The organism is Nitrosomonas sp. HPC101 (assembly GCF_009833125.1).
In the GTDB taxonomy this organism is placed as follows: Bacteria; Pseudomonadota; Gammaproteobacteria; order Burkholderiales; family Nitrosomonadaceae; genus Nitrosomonas.
On record NZ_QRCC01000001.1, the window covers coordinates 130,260 to 148,157 of the forward strand.

General features: G+C 53.9%; 19 protein-coding genes. 4 read left to right on the plus strand and 15 right to left on the minus strand.

Annotation, left to right across the window (positions count from 1 at the left end; genetic code table 11):
- Positions 1 to 2 precede the first annotated feature (2 nt).
- Genes tsaB through ispF form a run of 3 tightly spaced genes read right to left on the minus strand, consistent with a single transcriptional unit; the run spans position 3 to position 1,718 of the window.
- Positions 3 to 674 carry a tRNA (adenosine(37)-N6)-threonylcarbamoyltransferase complex dimerization subunit type 1 TsaB gene (gene tsaB, locus ABO04_RS00540; protein WP_160808667.1) on the minus strand — a complete coding sequence of 224 codons (672 nt, stop codon included), beginning with the start codon at positions 672 to 674 and terminating at the stop codon, positions 3 to 5.
- A complete protein-coding gene (gene thpR / locus ABO04_RS00545; protein ID WP_160808668.1) occupies positions 655 to 1,221 on the minus strand; it encodes an RNA 2',3'-cyclic phosphodiesterase in 567 nt (188 codons plus the stop codon). Before thpR ends, tsaB begins: the two co-directional genes overlap by 20 nt.
- Before the next feature lie 5 nt (positions 1,222 to 1,226).
- Positions 1,227 to 1,718 carry a 2-C-methyl-D-erythritol 2,4-cyclodiphosphate synthase gene (gene ispF, locus ABO04_RS00550; protein WP_160808669.1) on the minus strand — a complete coding sequence of 164 codons (492 nt, stop codon included), beginning with the start codon at positions 1,716 to 1,718 and terminating at the stop codon, positions 1,227 to 1,229.
- 312 nt (positions 1,719 to 2,030) lie between these two features.
- On the opposite strand from ispF, the gene ABO04_RS00555 reads away from it, so the two are divergent.
- Entirely contained in the window at positions 2,031 to 3,203 is a 1,173-nt protein-coding gene (locus ABO04_RS00555; RefSeq protein WP_160808670.1) for an acetate/propionate family kinase, read from the plus strand.
- 111 nt (positions 3,204 to 3,314) lie between these two features.
- On the opposite strand, the gene ABO04_RS00560 is transcribed toward ABO04_RS00555, so the two are convergent.
- The 8 genes from ABO04_RS00560 to ABO04_RS00590 form a co-directional block, all read right to left on the minus strand.
- On the minus strand, positions 3,315 to 3,455 hold the full coding sequence (locus tag ABO04_RS00560) for a hypothetical protein (RefSeq protein WP_205012727.1): 141 nt from the start codon (positions 3,453 to 3,455) through the stop codon (positions 3,315 to 3,317).
- Positions 3,452 to 6,316: a DUF4118 domain-containing protein gene (locus ABO04_RS00565; RefSeq protein ID WP_240141351.1), complete on the minus strand. Its 2,865-nt coding sequence runs from the start codon at positions 6,314 to 6,316 to the stop codon at positions 3,452 to 3,454. Before ABO04_RS00565 ends, ABO04_RS00560 begins: the two co-directional genes overlap by 4 nt.
- A gap of 24 nt (positions 6,317 to 6,340) precedes the next feature.
- Positions 6,341 to 8,437: a potassium-transporting ATPase subunit KdpB gene (gene kdpB / locus ABO04_RS00570; RefSeq protein ID WP_160808671.1), complete on the minus strand. Its 2,097-nt coding sequence runs from the start codon at positions 8,435 to 8,437 to the stop codon at positions 6,341 to 6,343.
- A complete protein-coding gene (kdpC, locus tag ABO04_RS00575) occupies positions 8,427 to 9,146 on the minus strand; it encodes a K(+)-transporting ATPase subunit C (protein WP_160808672.1) in 720 nt (239 codons plus the stop codon). The genes kdpB and kdpC overlap by 11 nt, the downstream gene beginning before the upstream one ends.
- 13 nt (positions 9,147 to 9,159) lie before the next feature.
- Positions 9,160 to 10,221, minus strand: coding sequence for a potassium-transporting ATPase subunit KdpA (gene kdpA / locus ABO04_RS00580; protein ID WP_345852738.1), 1,062 nt, complete (start codon positions 10,219 to 10,221; stop codon positions 9,160 to 9,162).
- Positions 10,125 to 10,865: a potassium-transporting ATPase subunit KdpA gene (locus ABO04_RS11965; protein WP_345852739.1), complete on the minus strand. Its 741-nt coding sequence runs from the start codon at positions 10,863 to 10,865 to the stop codon at positions 10,125 to 10,127. Before ABO04_RS11965 ends, kdpA begins: the two co-directional genes overlap by 97 nt.
- A 108-nt stretch (positions 10,866 to 10,973) precedes the next feature.
- On the minus strand, positions 10,974 to 11,072 hold the full coding sequence (locus tag ABO04_RS00585) for a potassium-transporting ATPase subunit F (protein ID WP_160808673.1): 99 nt from the start codon (positions 11,070 to 11,072) through the stop codon (positions 10,974 to 10,976).
- A 178-nt stretch (positions 11,073 to 11,250) separates the two neighbouring features.
- Positions 11,251 to 11,442, minus strand: coding sequence for a hypothetical protein (locus tag ABO04_RS00590; RefSeq protein WP_160808674.1), 192 nt, complete (start codon positions 11,440 to 11,442; stop codon positions 11,251 to 11,253).
- Between the two features lie 63 nt (positions 11,443 to 11,505).
- On the opposite strand from ABO04_RS00590, the gene ABO04_RS00595 reads away from it, so the two are divergent.
- The gene (locus ABO04_RS00595) at positions 11,506 to 12,276 is read left to right on the plus strand and encodes an adenine nucleotide alpha hydrolase (RefSeq protein WP_240141353.1); all 771 of its coding nucleotides are present in this window, start codon (positions 11,506 to 11,508) and stop codon (positions 12,274 to 12,276) included.
- Here the strand turns inward: ABO04_RS00595 and ABO04_RS00600 are convergent.
- Positions 12,273 to 12,425 (minus strand): hypothetical protein, encoded by a 153-nt coding sequence (locus ABO04_RS00600; RefSeq protein ID WP_160808675.1) that lies wholly within the window; start codon positions 12,423 to 12,425, stop codon positions 12,273 to 12,275. The genes ABO04_RS00595 and ABO04_RS00600 overlap by 4 nt on opposite strands.
- A gap of 65 nt (positions 12,426 to 12,490) precedes the next feature.
- Between ABO04_RS00600 and ABO04_RS11780 the strand changes: the two genes are divergently transcribed.
- Positions 12,491 to 12,646, plus strand: a complete 156-nt coding sequence (locus ABO04_RS11780) for a hypothetical protein (protein WP_164504191.1) — start codon at positions 12,491 to 12,493, stop codon at positions 12,644 to 12,646.
- Between the two features lie 49 nt (positions 12,647 to 12,695).
- Here the strand turns inward: ABO04_RS11780 and ABO04_RS00605 are convergent, their stop codons facing one another.
- Genes ABO04_RS00605 through ABO04_RS00615 form a run of 3 tightly spaced genes read right to left on the minus strand, consistent with a single transcriptional unit; the run spans position 12,696 to position 15,270 of the window.
- Entirely contained in the window at positions 12,696 to 13,532 is an 837-nt protein-coding gene (locus ABO04_RS00605; RefSeq protein WP_160808676.1) for an SDR family oxidoreductase, read from the minus strand.
- Positions 13,529 to 14,515, minus strand: coding sequence for a Gfo/Idh/MocA family oxidoreductase (locus tag ABO04_RS00610; RefSeq protein ID WP_160808677.1), 987 nt, complete (start codon positions 14,513 to 14,515; stop codon positions 13,529 to 13,531). The genes ABO04_RS00605 and ABO04_RS00610 overlap by 4 nt, the downstream gene beginning before the upstream one ends.
- Positions 14,512 to 15,270: an acylneuraminate cytidylyltransferase family protein gene (locus tag ABO04_RS00615; protein WP_240141354.1), complete on the minus strand. Its 759-nt coding sequence runs from the start codon at positions 15,268 to 15,270 to the stop codon at positions 14,512 to 14,514. The genes ABO04_RS00610 and ABO04_RS00615 overlap by 4 nt, the downstream gene beginning before the upstream one ends.
- A gap of 285 nt (positions 15,271 to 15,555) precedes the next feature.
- Here ABO04_RS00615 and ABO04_RS00620 point away from each other — a divergent pair, with 285 nt between their 5' ends.
- Positions 15,556 to 17,805 carry an N-acetylneuraminate synthase family protein gene (locus ABO04_RS00620; RefSeq protein ID WP_160808678.1) on the plus strand — a complete coding sequence of 750 codons (2,250 nt, stop codon included), beginning with the start codon at positions 15,556 to 15,558 and terminating at the stop codon, positions 17,803 to 17,805.
- Positions 17,806 to 17,898: the final 93 nt, after the last annotated feature.

Here is a 17,898-nt window from a genome sequence, read left to right on the forward strand (position 1 = left end):
CGTTACCGCTCGTTTTCCTTCAGCGCCACTTTGTTACGGATATACACCGGCAGCGCCTCTTCTGGTGGCCTGCCCTCACCGTTGGCAAATCTGATCGCTGCCAGTTGTGCGATTTCGCGTGCATGCGGGTAACAGCCAGGCATGATCCGCTGCAGATTGCCACCGTAAATTTCCGACAAAATTGGCTGATACAGATCAAAACCACTGCCACACCCTATCCACCCTTCCCCAACCACGCCCGGCGCTGCTTCCGGCCGACACAACAGCGGCGTATGCACGGGAAGCCAGCCGGTTTCCATTTTTTCATACGCTGCAAAATAGAGTTCCCCCATGCGTGCATCCAGTGCCACCAGTACCCGCGGCATATCTATCTGCTGCGCCAGGGCTTCCAATGTACTGATTCCGACCACTGGTATATTCTGTGCAAATGCCAGCCCCTGGGCGACACCGCTGGCAATGCGCAGCCCGGTAAAGGAACCCGGTCCTGCTCCGAAAGCAATGCCCTCAATCTCGCTCAGAACAACACCGGTTTCAGTCAGCATGGTTTGCAACGTCGGCAATAACAATTCGGAATGGTGCTGGCCTGCCAGCACTTCCCTGCTGACGACATTCCCATTCAGCCACAGGGCTAGAGAGCAATATTCGGTAGAGGTATCAAGTGCGATAATGTTCATCAGAATCCTGCGGTTCAAGCGCCCAGTCTGCAAGGGATTGATAGACTGATCCGTATGGTGTCTGCCGGGATTGTGTCAGCGACCACCGGGTCACCAGCCAATCGATTGCCTGGATTGAATCCGGCAATCCGCAGTGCCTGGCATTTCTCAACAATGTAACGTGTGGTGTAAATGGATGGGTATCGTCATACCCGATTTTCAGAGTGGCAAGCAAGTGCTGCAGATCCTGTACAAGCGAGATTAACTCCGATGGGCACTGGCTTGCCCCGGCGACCACGACGCCGGCTTTTTTCCAGAAACAAACCTTATCCAGAGTCAGCATGAATGAAGATTGCCGGATTGCCAGGGCTGCCTGACATAACCGGGAAATATTGCCACGGTCGATTTTGCCGATGAATGCCAATGTCAGATGCAGATTCTTCGGCTGAATACGACGGCCTGTACAATCATCAGCTAGCTGCCGCACCAGCTTGTCCAGTTGATTCCGTGCGGTATCCTGCGGCCACAATCCCAGAAACACTCTGATGGAATGAGTAGCGTCAGACATTACGGCTACATTTCATTTTTGTCGGCGATCAAACAGATCACTTCTGCCATGATGCCTTCGCCACGCCCGATAGCACCGAGCTGCTCGGCTGTTTTTGCCTTGATATTGATATCTCCGGCTGGCATGACGAGATCCTGCGCAATATTCGCAATCATCCCCGGAATATGGGGTGCCATTTTCGGTGCCTGAGCAATGATGGTTGCATCGATATTCACAACACGATAGCCCGCCTCAGCCAGCAACCGGTGAACCTCTCGCACCAGCTTGCGACTGTCAATATCCTTGTAACGCGCATCCGTATCGGAAAAATGCCTGCCAATATCGCCCAACGCAGCTGCGCCCAGCAGCGCATCGCACAAGGCGTGCAGCAGCACATCCGCATCTGAATGGCCAAGCAACCCTTTTTCATGGGGAATAATCACACCACCGATAATGAGATCGCGCCCGGTCACCAGCTGGTGAATATCAAACCCTTGTCCGATTCTGATTTTTTTCATGATAACTGGATAATATGTTCTGGAATAAACAGGCTGTCCGGACGCGGATTGGCAGCAAAAACCACCTGGCCGCCACTTCCCGTATTTCCCCGCACGAATGAAATGCGCGATTATCGCATGACTGATCTGCTTGCGAAACCCGGCGGAATTCCTGGCAATCTGCCGCGTTCAGAATCCTATACTTTTCCTGTTTGGAAGATTAGTATGAGTCAATTCCGCTGAGCAGATCAAAGCACTGGTTATGATTGCCTTCTTCTATCAGCTGCCCGGTCAAGCGCATTAATTCCGATCAATATCCTGTCGAAATATCGCATGAACGCAACCATCCTTGTCCTCAACGCCGGTTCATCCAGCATTAAATTCGGACTCTATCAAGCAATATACAGAGATCTATCAGCCATTTGTCAGGGGAAAATCGACATCCGCGACAATGCTTCCCTGTTTCAAGTCAAGGATTCCCAGAACCATTCGCTCTGGCAACAATCTGTTCACGCTTCCTGTCATGAGGATGCCATCCTAATACTATTACAGTGGTTGGAAACACACATGAGTGAGCACCCGCCGACAGCTATCGGTCATCGTATCGTGCATGGTGGCACCATGTTTGATCAGTCGGTTATCCTCGATGAATCGGTCATCCAGCGATTGTTTCAGCTGGTTCCATTGGCTCCTTTGCATCAACCTGACGGCCTGGCGGGAATCAGCTCGTTACAGCGCTTCAAACCGGATTTACGCCAGGTCGCCTGTTTCGATACCACATTTCACCGCACCATGCCAGAAACAGAACGTATCTATGCCCTACCCCGCCATTTAACAGACCAGGGAATTCAGCGCTATGGCTTTCATGGTCTTTCCTATGAATACATCGCTCATAAACTGCCTGATCATATGGGCAATCGAGCGGAAGGACGCATCATCGTCGCGCATCTCGGTAATGGTGTCAGCCTGTGTGCATTGAAACAGCGCAGAAGTATTGCCACCACCATGGGATTCACCCCACTGGAGGGCTTACCGATGGGAACACGCTGCGGTAATCTTGATCCGGCCGTTTTGCTCTACCTGATGCGTGAACAGAGAATGGATCATGACAATCTGTCAGAACTGTTGCATCGGCACGCCGGTCTGCTCGGTGTCTCCGGCATCAGCGCAGATATGCGCACATTACTGGCAAGTGACGCCCCTTGTGCCCGGCAGGCAGTCGATCTATTCGTATGGCAACTATGTCGTCATATCGGTGCCATGGCAGCCACACTCGAAGGAATCGACGGCCTGGTTTTTACGGCGGGCATCGGCGAACATGCATCAGAGATTCGTGCGCGAGTTTGCGCTCGATTGGGATGGTTGGGAGTCAGGCTTGATGTAAGCGCTAATCGGGCCAATGCGACCTGTATCCATACTGCCGAAAGTCATGTCAGCGTGCTTGTTCTGCCGACTGACGAAGAAATCGTTATTGCTCGCCACACACTACAGCTCATCACGCCCTAAGCAGCCGTTATTCTAATTTCCAACCCCTGGACGGTCTGAAATGCTCACTCCCATCTTGAAATTGAGACGTAAAAAGATTTATGAACGCTTTCGAAGCGAGATTAAAGAACTTTATGCAAGCCGTATCAGGGAAATCTGAACTGGCAGGCTGGTCGCTTCAAATATCTCGTAACCCTCGGTAGCCAGCGCCAGGCGTACAAAACGGCGAATATTTGTCTCATCCTCGACAATCAGGATACGTGCCTCATTCATGGGTTATCCCTGTCCGCCAACACTGCTTGCGCCTCGCTGCCATCATCCTGCGGCGGCTCCCCCCGCGGCAAAATGATGACGAATCGGGCACCCGCCACATGCCCCTGTTCAAACCGGTTTTCCCCATAAATTCTGCCACCATGCACCTGGACAATCGCGCGGCAAATTGCCAACCCGAGGCCGACACCATGAATAGCCGTTTCTCTGCTGCCACGCTCAAACTTTCCGAAAACCGATTCCTCGCGGCCAACGGGCAAACCGGGGCCTTCATCATCAATAGTAATGCACACGCTGCTGCCAAGCACTTTTGCACTGATGCGGATAGCCGTACCTGCCGGGGTATACTTAACTGCATTCTCCAGCAAGTTGGTCAGCACACGTTCAAACAACACCGCATCCAGATACAAAAGCGGCAGATCCTCAGCCAGTTGCACCTCAACAGGATGTCTCTCCGGCAGCGAAGTGCAAGCAGCAAGCGCACTTCCCACTATTTCCTCTAGTGGCAACCATTCGCAATGCAGCTGAAACTTGCCGGATTCCAGGTGCGCCATATCCAGGAGATTGTTAACCAGGATACTCATGCGCCGGGCAGATTGGCGGATGGCACCGGCTATTTCAGCTTGCGGAGCGGGTAATGGGGGTGAAACCAGATTCAGCGTATCGGCCAATCCCACAAGCGACGCCAGCGGGGTACGCAAATCATGCGAGATGGCAGACAGCAGGGAGTTTCGCAGCCGTTCCGATTCCATTTGCACGATGCTGTCCTGTGCCACTTGAATGTAATGGATACGCTCCAGGGAAATTGCCAGCAGTGAAGCACAGGTATCCAGCAATTGCCGTTGCTCGGGAGTAAACATAGTCTGCACCGGTTGCACTGCCAGCACCCCGCGCAAACGCATGGGGGCTTTCAGCGGCAACATCAGGCAGGCGCAGGAAGGCAGTGTATAAGTGCCGTGGCCGGCAGCTTCTCCTTTGTCAAAACACCACTGTGCCACCGCCATATCCACGTCTGTACTGGCCCCGGGCTGAATTTGCAGTTGATTGTTACGATCGGCCACCAGCAAGGCCGACTTGGCAGCAAATTCAGTCGCTATAAAATGTGCACTCACCTCGGCCACTTTTTCGGCAAGCAGTGCTGCCGATAATTCACGCGACATCTGGTAGAGCCCCCGTACGCGCCGCTCGCGCTCGGTAGCCACCTCGGCCTGGGAATGCAATCCCGCGGTAAGCTGACCAATCACCAACGCCACCGCCAGCATAACGGCGAAAGTGATCAGGTACTGGATGTCACTGACATTGAACGACAAATGCGGCGGCACAAAGAAAAAATCGAACAACGCCACCCCCAGAAACGTCGTCAGCATGGCCGGTCCGCGCCCGTAGCGCAATGCCACGCCCACCACTGCCATCAGGAACAGCATCACGATATTGGTCATATCCAGCGTACCGTGCAATAGTGTGGCCGCCACCGCTACCAGCATGCAAACGGCAATGGCAATGACGTAGCCCTGCCAGTAAACAAGCGCCGGATCCATCCTGAATCTGCGTGTTTGACTGCTTTTTCGCTTGTCATCCGGCAGCGGCACCTGAAGTACATCCATATCAGGGGTTTGATCTGCCAACTGCTCGATGAGCGAAGATCGCCAGTATCGCCGGCCTGATCGCCACCCCAGCACTAAACGCGAAAGATTGTTTTCACGCGCGTAACGTATCAGCACTTCTCCTGCATCGGTGCCCGCAGGCATGGCTATGGTTGCCCCCAGTTCCTGTGCAAGCTTGAGAACGCGCAATGCCTGCTGGCGCTCGTCTTCATCCACACGCCGCTGTGACGATGTATCGACGAATACCGCGTGCCACGGTAAATTGGTTTGTGCTGCAAGGCGTGCCGCAGTACGCACCACCGCTTCGCCGCCCATACCCGGCCCGACACAAGCCAGAATCGCATCACGCGTGGACCATAACAACCGCCCATCCGTCACACCCAATGTACGCCGCCAGCTCTGCATCTGGGTATCCACACGATCAGCGGTGCGGCGCAGTGCCAGTTCGCGTAGCGCAATCAGATTACCCTTGCGGAAAAAATTGGCGGCTGCATGCCTGATCTGTTCAGGAATATAGATCTTGCCCGCCGCAAGGCGAGCAAGCAATTCATCCGGCGGAAGATCAACTATCACGACTTCTTCAGCAGTATCAAACAATGTGTCGGGCACTGTCTCCCGTACACGAATGCCGGTAATACCGCCGACAATATCGTTAAGGCTTTCAAGATGCTGTACATTCATTGTGCTCCACACATCGATACCGGCAGCCAGCAATTCCTCCACATCCTGCCAGCGCTTGGGGTGGCGTGAACCGGCAATGTTACTGTGCGCCAACTCATCCAGCAGCACCAGCGGTGGCTCGGGTCCGCCTGCGTGTGCGGTACCAAAAGCCAGCGCAGCATCAAGATCGAACTCCTTGAGCGTATGGCCGCGATAGGAAACGACCTTGCGTGGCAATAGCGGCAAACCGACTGCCAGCGCTTCGGTCTCGGCACGGCCGTGTGTTTCCACCACGCCGATGATCAATGGCACACCCTGCGCATGCGCTGTGCGCGCAGCCGACAGCATGGCATAGGTTTTGCCAACACCAGCCGAGGCACCAAAGAAAATCTTTAGCCGGCCACGCTGCGCACGCGCTTCTTCCTGTTGCACCTGCTGTAACAGGACATCAGGATCAGGGCGTTGATCGTCTGGCGCTGCGGTTGGGAAGGAATCGGATACAAGATTCGTCATACCGGCCTGGCACCAGAATATATTTTCGGTTGCAGCTGCATCGCCATACGCTTCATCAAAACCGGCAACTGGAACCGGATAACCCATACATTTTTCATGATCTTTCTCTTTTCATGCCCACCCTAACCCGGAAATTACCCAATCAATAAACTTGATACCGATGAAGGGCACAATCAACCCACCCAGTCCATAGACCAGCAGATTGCGCCGCAGCAGTGCGGCAGCGCCTACTGCGCGATATTTCACCCCCCTGAGCGCCAGCGGGATCAAAAATACGATAATGAGCGCGTTGAAAATCACCGCTGACAAGATAGCCGACGACGGGCTGGCCAGGCCCATCACGTTAAGCGCACCCAGTTGCGGGTAAGTACTGACAAAGGCAGCCGGGATGATGGCGAAATACTTGGCCAGATCGTTGGCAATACTGAAGGTGGTCAGCGAACCGCGTGTCATCAGCATCTGCTTGCCGGTTTCCACGATCCTGATCAGCTTGGTTGGATTACTGTCGAGATCGACCATGTTGCCCGCCTCCTTCGCTGCCTGGGTACCCGTATTCATGGCCACGGCCACATCGGCCTGTGCCAGCGCGGGCGCATCATTAGTCCCATCGCCCGTCATTGCCACCAGCTGACCTCTGGCCTGGTATTCACGAATCAGCGCCAGCTTGGCTTCGGGTGTGGCCTCGGCCAAAAAATCATCCACACCCGCCTCAGCGGCAATGGCTGCCGCGGTCAGGCGATTGTCGCCTGTAATCATCACGGTTTTAATACCCATGCGGCGCAGCTCAGCAAAACGCTCTTTGATACCCCCCTTGACAATGTCCTTAAGCTCGACCACACCCAACGCATGGCTGCCATCGGCCACCACCAGCGGCGTGCTGCCTCGACGGGAAACATCATCCACAGCTTGTTGCAACGCTTGCGGGAATTGCCCGCCCAGGGCTTCGACATGGCGGCGTACAGCATCTGCGGCGCCTTTGCGGATGCTTCGGCCATCGGCCAGATCGACTCCGCTCATACGCGTCTGCGCCGTGAAGTGCACGAATTGTGCGCCGAGACTTTCGACATCCCGCTCGCGCAGGTTGAATTTCTGCTTGGCCAGTACGACAATGCTGCGCCCTTCCGGCGTTTCATCAGCCAGAGATGCCAGCTGCGCGGCATCGGCCAGCTGTTCCTCACTCACACCCCGCACCGGCAGGAAGCTGCTGGCCTGGCGATTGCCCAGGGTAATAGTACCGGTCTTGTCCAGCAGCAGTACATCCACGTCACCGGCAGCTTCTACCGCACGCCCCGAGGTGGCGATCACATTGGCCTGCATCATGCGGCTCATGCCCGCCACACCAATGGCCGAGAGCAAACCACCGATGGTCGTCGGTATCAGACATACCAGAAGCGCCACCAGCACCGTAACGCTAATCACCGAGCCATTACCCGCTTGCGACACGGCAAACCGGGAAAATGGCATCAAGGTAACAATGACCAGCACAAACACCAGCGTCAGTCCCACCAGCAGTATCATCAGCGCAATCTCATTGGGCGTTTTTTTGCGGCTGGCGCCCTCGACCATCGCGATCATGCGATCCACAAAGGTTTCACCCGGGTTCACCACGACGCGCACCACAATCCAGTCTGAAAGTACCCGCGTACCGCCGGTAACGGCAGAAAAATCACCACCGGATTCACGGATGACCGGGGCTGATTCACCAGTAATAGCCGATTCATCCACCGAGGCGACGCCATCAATCACCTCGCCATCGGCCGGAATCACATCCCCGGCCTCAATGAACACAATGTCCTCCTTGCGCAGCGCGTCGGCTTCAACGGACAACCACTTCAACTCGCTGCGCCCGGGCGCGCGTGCCTCATAGTTTTTGCCATCGAGCCTTTTGGCCCAGGTACGTTTTTTCAGTCTGCGCAAGCTGGCAGCTTGTGCTTTACTTCGGCCTTCGGCCAGCGCCTCGGCAAAATTGGCGAACAGCACCGTGAACCACAGCCACAGACTGATCGCCAGAATGAATCCTGCCGGAGCTTCACCCTGGCTGCCCAGCGCCCGCACAAATAGCAAGGTTGTGAGAATCGAACCCAGATAGACGACAAACATCACCGGGTTGCGCCACTGTGCCCGTGGCGAGAGCTTGCGCAAAGTATCCAGCAGCGCCTGCCGCATCAGAACGGGATCAAACAAAGACAAGGATTTTTTACCGGACATGGTGTTCTCCCCCGTGATTCACGTGCGCAGCCTCTGCGCCCGCCGCATCTGGTAGCATGTGCTCATCCAGCGCCAAATTCAAAAGCAGGACATTGACACGCGGCTCACCCAACAGCCCCAGCAAGCGCCCTTCTGTGTGCTGTGCCAGCAAGGATTGCACCTGTGCCAACGGCAGGTGGCGCGCGTTGGCAACCCGATCCATTTGTAATTGCGCATTGGCAACCGAGATATGCGGATCCAGCCCCGAAGCCGAAGCAGTCACGGCATCCACTGGCACGGATGCATCCGCAGGCAACCCATTGGTTGCGCGATAATCCTTCACCCTTTGCTGTACGGCTTCGATCAGTGCCGCATTGGTTGGGCCTTGATTACTGCCCGCCGAGGCACCCGCGTTATACGGCGAAGCTACGCGCTTGCTGCTGTCGACGGGATCAGCAGCCAGGGTGCTGCTCGGGCGTGGATGGAAATAGCGTGCCTCTCTGAAGTCCTGGCCAATCAGACGTGAGCCTACGACTGTGCTGCCTTGCTGAATCAGGCTGCCCGATGCTTGTGCAGGCAACAGCAGTTGCGCAACTCCCGTGACTGCCAGCGGGTAAGCAATGCCCGTGACCAGTGCGACGAAGACAGCACCGCGCAGGCAAGGCCCCAGCAGAGCGTGTAACGGTGAGATCTTCATATCGTTGTTTACAGGAGTGGAAGATATATTCATGTTATACCTCGATTCAGCGCTGAAGCTGGCCAGCCAGCATCTGCAAGTGCTCGACAATCGGCCCCAGCGCCAGCACGGGCAGAAAGGTCAGACCACCGACGATCAACACCACGAATATCAACAATCCCATGAACAGTGGTGTGGCGGTGGGAAAGGTACCGGGACCATCGGCCACGGTTTTCTTGGCAGCCAGCGAACCAGCGACTGCCAGCAAAGGCAGCAAGGTGAAATAACGCCCCACCAGCATCGCCAGGCCAATGGTCGTGTTGAAAAATGGCGTGTTGGCGTTGAAGCCGGCAAAGGCCGAACCGTTGTTGGCCGTGCCGGAGGTGTAGGCGTAAAGCACTTCGGTAAACCCGTGCGCGCCATGATTGGCAAGGCTGGCATCAGTTGCAGGCCAGAGCACGGCCAGCGCGGTAAAGCCCAGAATGGAAGCCGAGTGCGCCAGTATCGGGAGCATAACCAACTTGATTTCGCGCGCTTCGATCTTTTTGCCCAGAAATTCCGGTGTGCGGCCAATCATCATACCCGCCAGGAATACTGTCAGGATGGCGTACTGGATCAGGTTGATGAAGCCCGCACCATCGCCGCCGAATACACAGTTGAGCATCATCTGTGCCAGTGGCACGAAGCCTCCCATCGGCATGAGCGAATCATGCATGGCATTGACCGAGCCCGTGGTGGCGGCCGTAGTGGTGGTGACAAACAGCGCCGTCCCCGCGATGCCAAAGCGCATCTCCTTGCCTTCCATATTGCCACCCGGTTGGGTAGCAGACAGTGTCTGCTCTGCACCTACTTTCGCCAGCAAGGGATTACCGCTTTGCTCTGCAGCATACGCCCAGGCCAGAAAGCCGGTGAACAGCACCAAAAACGCGCTGAAGAACACCCAACCCTGCCGCCTGCGTGCCAGCATCAAGCCAAATGTGACGGTGAGCGCCGACGGAATCAGCAGCATTGACAGGATGTGCAAGGTGTTAGTCAAAGGCGTCGGGTTCTCAAACGGATGCGCTGCATTCGTGCCGAAAAAACCGCCGCCGTTGGTACCAATATGCTTGATGGTCTCGAAACCCGCCACCGGTCCAAGAATGATCTGCTGGCGCCCCCCTCCAGTGTGGTTACCTCCACTTGACCAGTCAGCGTTTGCGGCACACCTTGCCAAACATAGATCAGTGCTGCCACGAAACACAACGGCAACATCACACGCCAGAGAACGCGCATAAAATCCACCCAATAGTTGCCAATGTCCTGGCTGCCGGTGCGTGCCAGCCCGCGAATGAAACCACCCGCTGCCGCCACACCGGTGGTGGCGCCACAAAACATCAAAAAGGTGATGGCCAGCATCTGTGTAGCATTCGACAGACTGGCCTCACCCGCGTAAGCCTGCCAGTTGGTGTTGGTGATGAAAGAGGCTGATGTATTGAAGGCCAGGTCAGGCACTTGTGCCGGATTACCCAATTCGTTGAGTGGCAATACATCCTGCAAGCGCAGCACAAGATAGCCCAGTGCCATCATGGCAGCATTGGATAACAGTAACGCCAGACCGTAACGCGCCCAACCCATCCGCTCGCCGGGGTTGACGCCCAGTGCGCGATAGCTCAGGCGCTCCAGCGCCCAGTGGCGCTCATCTTCAAAAGCATGCGCCAGCCAGTGTCCGATGAGCACGGCAAACGCACCCATGATGGCCAGCACCAGAACAAAGCCTGCGATATTGCCTTCCATATCCCCTCCTCAAAGCCCGCGCAGCGCCAGCAGTATCCATACGGTGACGACAAAAAATGAAACCGACAGGCCGATGAACATTAGATCTCCCATGATGAGCCCCCGTGTTCAGAATCGTTCTGGGTGCAACAGGACGTAACCAGAATAGACAAACAGGCCCATTGCACCCGTCACAGCCAGCCAATGGACGAAAGCAGGTACAATCATGATCTTCCTCCTGAACAATTTTGCTTTAACTGGAAAAGTCTGAGGCCATAATTCTTTCAAATATATGGAGAAATGCTACGCCTTAAAAAATCAGGTTGTCGTAAAAATTGAAAAAGGTATATCAAGAAACCTGGAGGTGATTCATCTGCATGATGGCCTTCCTACGTCAGTATAATCGTCAAAATTTAGGGAAAGGCACCATGGACAAAGCGATTACGGTTTGGCTTTCAACGAGGAAGTGATCCGCAAACGGGCAATGCGTGATCAACCACAGGAACACCAGCCACACCCCATGTCCGCCGGCATCTCCAGTGAAATCCATAGTTGGAATATCATCTATCCGTCTGCTACCGTTCACGACGGGTGCCATTGCCCCCCTACCTGTTTCCGGATCTGTGGCTAGAGCAACCCCTGTCTGGAAGTACTGTTCCGAATGCTGAAATCGTCCCCTGTATCCGGACAAATTTTTTGTAAATCTGCCGACAGCCAGAGCCCGGGTGCTTTGAGGAGTAAAAGGACGCTCCTTTCCTGGAGTAGCGGCAAGGACTGTGCATGGGCGCTTCACAAGCTGCGGCAAGACCCGCATGTGGATGTGGTTGGACTGTTTTGCACAGTCAACCAGGCGTTTGACCGTGTTGTCATGCATGGCGTCAGAGTCGTACTTCTGCAGCAACAGGCAGCAAACACAGGATTGCCGCTCCATATCATCAGGATTCCATCCCCCTGCAGCAACAGCGAATATGCATCTGCCATGTCCGCATTCGTCGATTCCGTCAGGAGGGAAAACATCGAATGCTTTGCATTTGGCGACCTTTTTCTCGAAGATGTGCGCAAGTACCGGGAAGATCACCTGAAGGGAACCGGAATCACGCCGATTTTTCCGCTCTGGGGCATTCCAACCGATACACTCTCCAGAGAAATGATCGCCGGTGGATTAAAGGCCGTAACCACTTGTATTGATCCAAAGCGCATTTCAGACAGGTTTGCGGGGAGGATCTACAACGCATCCTTTCTGGAAGATCTTCCGGATAATGTTGATCCTTGTGGCGAATACGGCGAATTCCACACCTTTTCGTTCGATGGGCCCATGTTTGAAAAACCGGTTGGTTTCATTCCGGGAGAAACCGTCCTTCGGGATAATTTTGTATTCACAGACCTGTTACCACTCGCACCTGATATCGTTCCCCCCGGGCAGATACGTTAGATCACGAAGGGAAGCCATGCGCCTTCTGGTCGTTTTGGCAGAATCTGCGATTTGCCGGGAGCGGCTTTACTGTATCGCTTGTGCCGCACACGGTTAAGCATGGCAGACATAAAACGCGATCCGGTTTCCAATCCCTGTTTACTTGTCATATAATCCCGCCAGCCGGTCAGCAAGCTGAACTGCGCCAGCGCCGGCAGCCACCATCATTCTTACTATGAAAGCCTTATTTTCCTCCGTCATTACAACGATATCGATCACATCCCGGCCTTCATTCTGGCTGAATCATGAAATTGCCGCCATTTCCAGCAATCCCGCCATTTTCGAAGCTTTTGCCCGCTGCTGGGACAAACTGAAGCACCAGAGCAGCTGATAAAAGCACCGGCCTGCCTTGATCTACGCGGATCAGGCGAAAGAAATATTCACAATGCTGTCCATCCTCCATCGATGACCAGGTTGGCACCCGTCATATAACTGGAGGCATCCGAAACCAGAAAAATGATTGCGCCGTGATACTCCTCTTTCGCGGACATACGCCCCAGAATGGTTCTGGCCGAGTAGTTGCCGGCAAACTCAGTGTCATGTTTGTTCCAGACCCCGCTGGGGGTGAGCAGGTTAACGCGGATGGCTGTATCCATGTAATAGGCAGCCAGGAATTTTGTGAGTCCCAGCAACCCCGCCTTGCATACCGAGTAAACCGCTGGTTTATACGTCTGCGCTTCCTGCCCAGCCTTTTTGTAAATACGCTGATCCGGGCCCACGAGGCCATAATTGGATCCGAGAAAAACAACCGATCCCTTTCCGAATTTCTCCATGATTCTGCATGTAGCTTGAGCCAGCTGGAATGCGCCTGTCAGGTTGACATCGAAGGAAGTCTGCCAAAGTTCCAGCGGGAATTCGGTAAACTTTGAGAAACGGGTTGTATCAGAGCCTTGCTCAAATTTCGGATCGATCGCTGCGCTGTGAACCACAGCATCGATCCCGCCAAACCGGTTCTCGCACAATTGCGCAATCGATTGGCAGGAATCTGCACGGGTCACATCCAGCGTCTGAGTCAGGACTTGTAAATCCGGACAGGAAGAGATGATTTCATTTTTCAATAACGCCAGTCTGTCACCCTCCAGATCACCCAGCACCAGATTCGCACCGGCTGACGCCGTTGCAAGGGCAAATTCCCTGCCCAGAAGCCCTGTGGCGCCGCTGATGAGCACTGTCCGCCCGGTGAGATCGAAAGGTGTTCCTTTATAGGATGGATTCATGATTTGACTAATCGTTGGGTTTGAATTGATTTTTTGGCCGCCAGCGCAGTATTCAGCACATCGATACCATCCTGCAAGGTAACTCGCGGAATCGATCCATGGGAAATACCTTCGATAAACTCTTTCATCATGGACAGGAAAAGTTCGTTCCGATCCCAGGAAGGCGGCAGCGCCACTTCTTCCAGAATATGTCCATTCTGCTTGAGTGTGGTGAGACGCGAAGGATAGTCCCAGTCAACAATGGCATGTTCAGCAACGATGTTCATGTGCCGGACCGGTGGTTTACGCCAGTAATCCATGCGCAGCTGCACACAAACCCCCTGCTCTGTTTCAAACGAAATGAGGGCAGTGTCTTCTGCCGCCACTTCCAGCGAGGTTCGGTGTCCTCCGATGGCAAAGACATTCCCGGGTTTTCCGAAAAGCCAGTGTAAATAATCCAGTTCGTGGATGAGTGTGAGTATGACCCCCCCTCCCTGATCAGCCCGCGCCGCATAACTCTGCCGGTAATCCTCCCATGGATGCCAGTCGGGCAGGTATTCACCCAGATCGACCTGAACCGAATAGATTTTTCCCAGCCTGCCCTGCTGTATCCATTCGCCGATTTTCTGCAATCCCGGATGCATTCTGAGCTGACACCCCACCAGTACGCGAGGCCCGCACGGATCCACATGGCGCAGCAGCCTGGCCAACTGTCTTTTCTCGTGTGCGACAGGTTTTTCCACATACACATGGCATCCGGCCTTGAGTGCCTGGATAAGTGTGGCCAGGTGCAGGGAGGTTGGATTGGCTACTACCACAAGATCAAAATCCTGCTGAAGTGCGTAGTCAAGATTTTGGAATATCCTGACATTTTTCGGCACGATTTGAGTCGGAGGCGGCAGATTCCGGGTGCGCACCGCGCCCAGTTCCCGAACCCCGAGGGTATACAAGTTATTGAGATGCCTGACCCCGATGGAACCCAGTCCAACCACCAGCGCTTTCAAATGCCGATGCTCCGTTTTTCCATCAGGAATTCAGCCAATTGGAATGAGAATTCATCATCGATATCGATCGCATCCCTGCCATCGATCCTGAGTGGCAAGATACGGGTGCCCGTGAGTGATTCTTTTTCCAGAATCGTCCGGGTACGTATCAGATCCAGATAGCCCACCTGCCAATAGGCTTTGGGCAGACTTTGCCTGGGCTCGTTAAAAGGTTCCGGAATGCCGGGAATACTCAGTAACGGCTGCATAAAACCATTTTCATCGATGGTCCACATCTTGTAAGGATTTTGTGCCGGCTCGATCACACCGCGAACGGAATCAGCGTCCGGATGCTTCTTCAGAAGTTCGACGGCTTCCTCTATTTTTTCCACACGCCGTGCAGGGGAAGTCGGCCGGAACTGGAAAACAGCATCGGGGAGAGGAATATGGTTTTGTTTCAGCCAGTCCAGAAAATGCTGGAATACCGGCAAATCCCGCGTATCATCCTGTGCGAGACTGGCCGGTCTCAGAAAAGGCACTTCTGCGCCGGCACTTCTTGCGGTCGCTGCAATCTGTTCTGAATCGGTACTGACAAAGGTTCTGTGTACCGAAGGTGATTCGAGAGAAATTTCTATTGAGTGGGTAATCAATGGCTTACCGCATAAAAGCCGGATGTTTTTATGCGGTACCGCTTTTGACCCCCCCCGCGCAGGAATGAGAGAATAAATCAGCATTGGCCAGAATTTGACAAAATCAGACAGTCCGAACAAAAACATATGAGTGCAGCATGGCGGGCCATTCTACCGCTTAAGCATGCCTGGTGCACATAAAAGCTGTTTACAGCCTGGTTTTTATTCAAGGACGAATGGCCGCAATCGGCCAATCGGTATCAACCGGCACAGAAAATCTGCCAAGGTCACGAAACAATGGTATAAGACAAAAAATTCACCTCATGAACACCCGCAAAAACCACGGGTGGCGTGGCATATTCCAGAATATGAATTGTATGATTCCGTCACACAAGCCCGGCAATAATCATCCCCCTCAGACAGGATTGCAGCATGCGTATTGAAAAAAAGATCAAGGATTATCTGGTTTTTTCCGGGGACAGCATCCTTGATGCCCTGAAGCGCATCAACGACAACCAGTCCCGCATTGTTTTCGTCGTGCAGGATAACGGGGTACTGGTAGGCGCGGTCAGTGATGGTGATGTGCGGCGCTGGGTGACACAGACCGCTGATTTCGACCTGAATCTGCCGGTTGATCACGTGATGAACCGTAATTTCATTGCCCGCCCTGTTGCCGAATCACAAAATCAGATTGCGGATCATTTTGATCACAAACGCGAGATTATCCCGCTGATCGATGAGCAGGGACGTTTTGTCGCTCTGGCACGAAAATCTGCTATGGGCCTGCAGATCGGGGATTTTCTGGTGACTGAACAGAATCCTGCATTTGTGATTGCCGAGGTAGGAAACAATCATAACGGTGATATTGGCCTGGCAAAAGAGCTGGTGGATCTGGCAGTGGAAGCCAGGGCAGATTGTGTCAAATTCCAGATGCGGGATCTTTCCTCCCTGTATTCGAATCAGGGCAGAAATGCGGAAGCGGGTTATGATCTGGGATCGCAATACACGCTGGATTTGCTCAACAAGTTTCAACTGGGCCACGACGAGCTTTGTCAGGTATTCGATTACTGCAAACAGCAAGGCATCTTGCCACTGTGCACCCCCTGGGATCTGGTGAGTGTTCGCGTGCTGGATGAATACGGGCTGGAAGCCTTCAAAGTAGCCTCGGCAGATTTTACTAACTACGAAATGCTGGAAACCCTGGCCAAAACAGGCAAACCCCTGATTTGCTCAACCGGCATGAGCTCAGAAGCAGAAATCAAAGGTTCGGCAAATCTACTGCGGCGGCTTGGTGTATCCTTTGCCCTGCTGCACTGCAATTCGACCTACCCTGCCCCCTTCAAGGATGTCAATCTCAACTATCTGCCACGCTTGAAACAACTGGCTGGTACGGTAGTCGGCTATTCCGGCCACGAACGCGGATTTGCGGTTCCTCTGGCTGCCGTTGCCCTGGGCGCCCGTATCGTGGAAAAGCATTTCACGGTCAACCGCAATATGGAAGGCAACGACCACAAGGTCAGCCTGTTGCCGGAAGAATTCGCGGAAATGGTGCGGCAGATCCGTAATATCGAAGAAGCCATGGGACAAGGCGGCGAACGGACGCTCACCCAGGGAGAAATGATCAATCGTGAAAATCTGGCCAAGAGTCTGGTAATCAATTGTGATCTGCCACAAGGACAGCTGATCAGACGCAACATGATCGTGGTAAAAAGCCCCGGGCAAGGCCTGCAACCCAATCGCATCGATGAACTGGCAGGTAAGGTGGCACAGCGCGATTTCAAGGCAGGTGATTTTTTCTTTGAAACGGACATCACCCCCAAATCCGCAAAAAAACAGAGCTACACCTTTTCGCGCCCTTACGGGATTCCAGCCCGCTACCATGATTATCAGGTCCTGATCGAGGGAATGAAAATTGACTTTGTCGAATTTCATCTGAGTTATCACGATCTGGACGTAAAACTATCCGACTATTTCTCTGCCCCTCTGTCAATTGGCTACGCCGTGCATAGTCCGGAGCTGTTCGCCGGCGATCATATTCTCGACCTGGCCAGCAAAAATACGGAGTATCAAGCGCATTCGATTGCCGAATTAAAGCGTACCGTGACCGTCGCCGCCGAGTTGCGCCAGTATTTCCCGGCCACACCCAAACCGGTGCTGGTACTCAATGCGGGCGGCTGGTCTCCCCAGAATTTTCTGCCGATCGAAGCACATGCGGAACTTTACAGCAGAGTGGCTCAGACACTGGATAAGGTCGATTTGAGTTCCGTTCAACTTGCCATTCAGACCATGCCCCCCTTCCCCTGGCATTTCGGGGGGCAAAGTCATCATAATCTCTTTGTCGATCCGGATGAAATCGCAGCGTTTTGTAAAAGAACCGGCCATCATATCTGCCTTGACGTTTCTCACTCCATGATGGCCTGCAACTATTACCAGTGGGATTTCGGCGAATTTCTCGAGAAGGTGCTGCCCCATACCATCCATCTGCATATAGTCGATGCCAGGGGAGTGGATGGCGAAGGGGTTCAGATTGGCTATGGCGATGTGGATTTCACTCTGCTGCGCAACCAGTTGAACAAATATGCTCCCGGGGTGCAATTTATCCCTGAAATCTGGCAAGGTCACAAAAACAAGGGAGAAGGGTTCTGGGCGGCCCTGGAATTTCTGGAAAAAACAGGGCTTTGATTAAACGCAAGTCCCCATCAAAATGAGCCAACCTGATGACGGTATCAGCCGGTTGTAAAATACCGCCCCGATTAATAATGGAAAACTATTCTG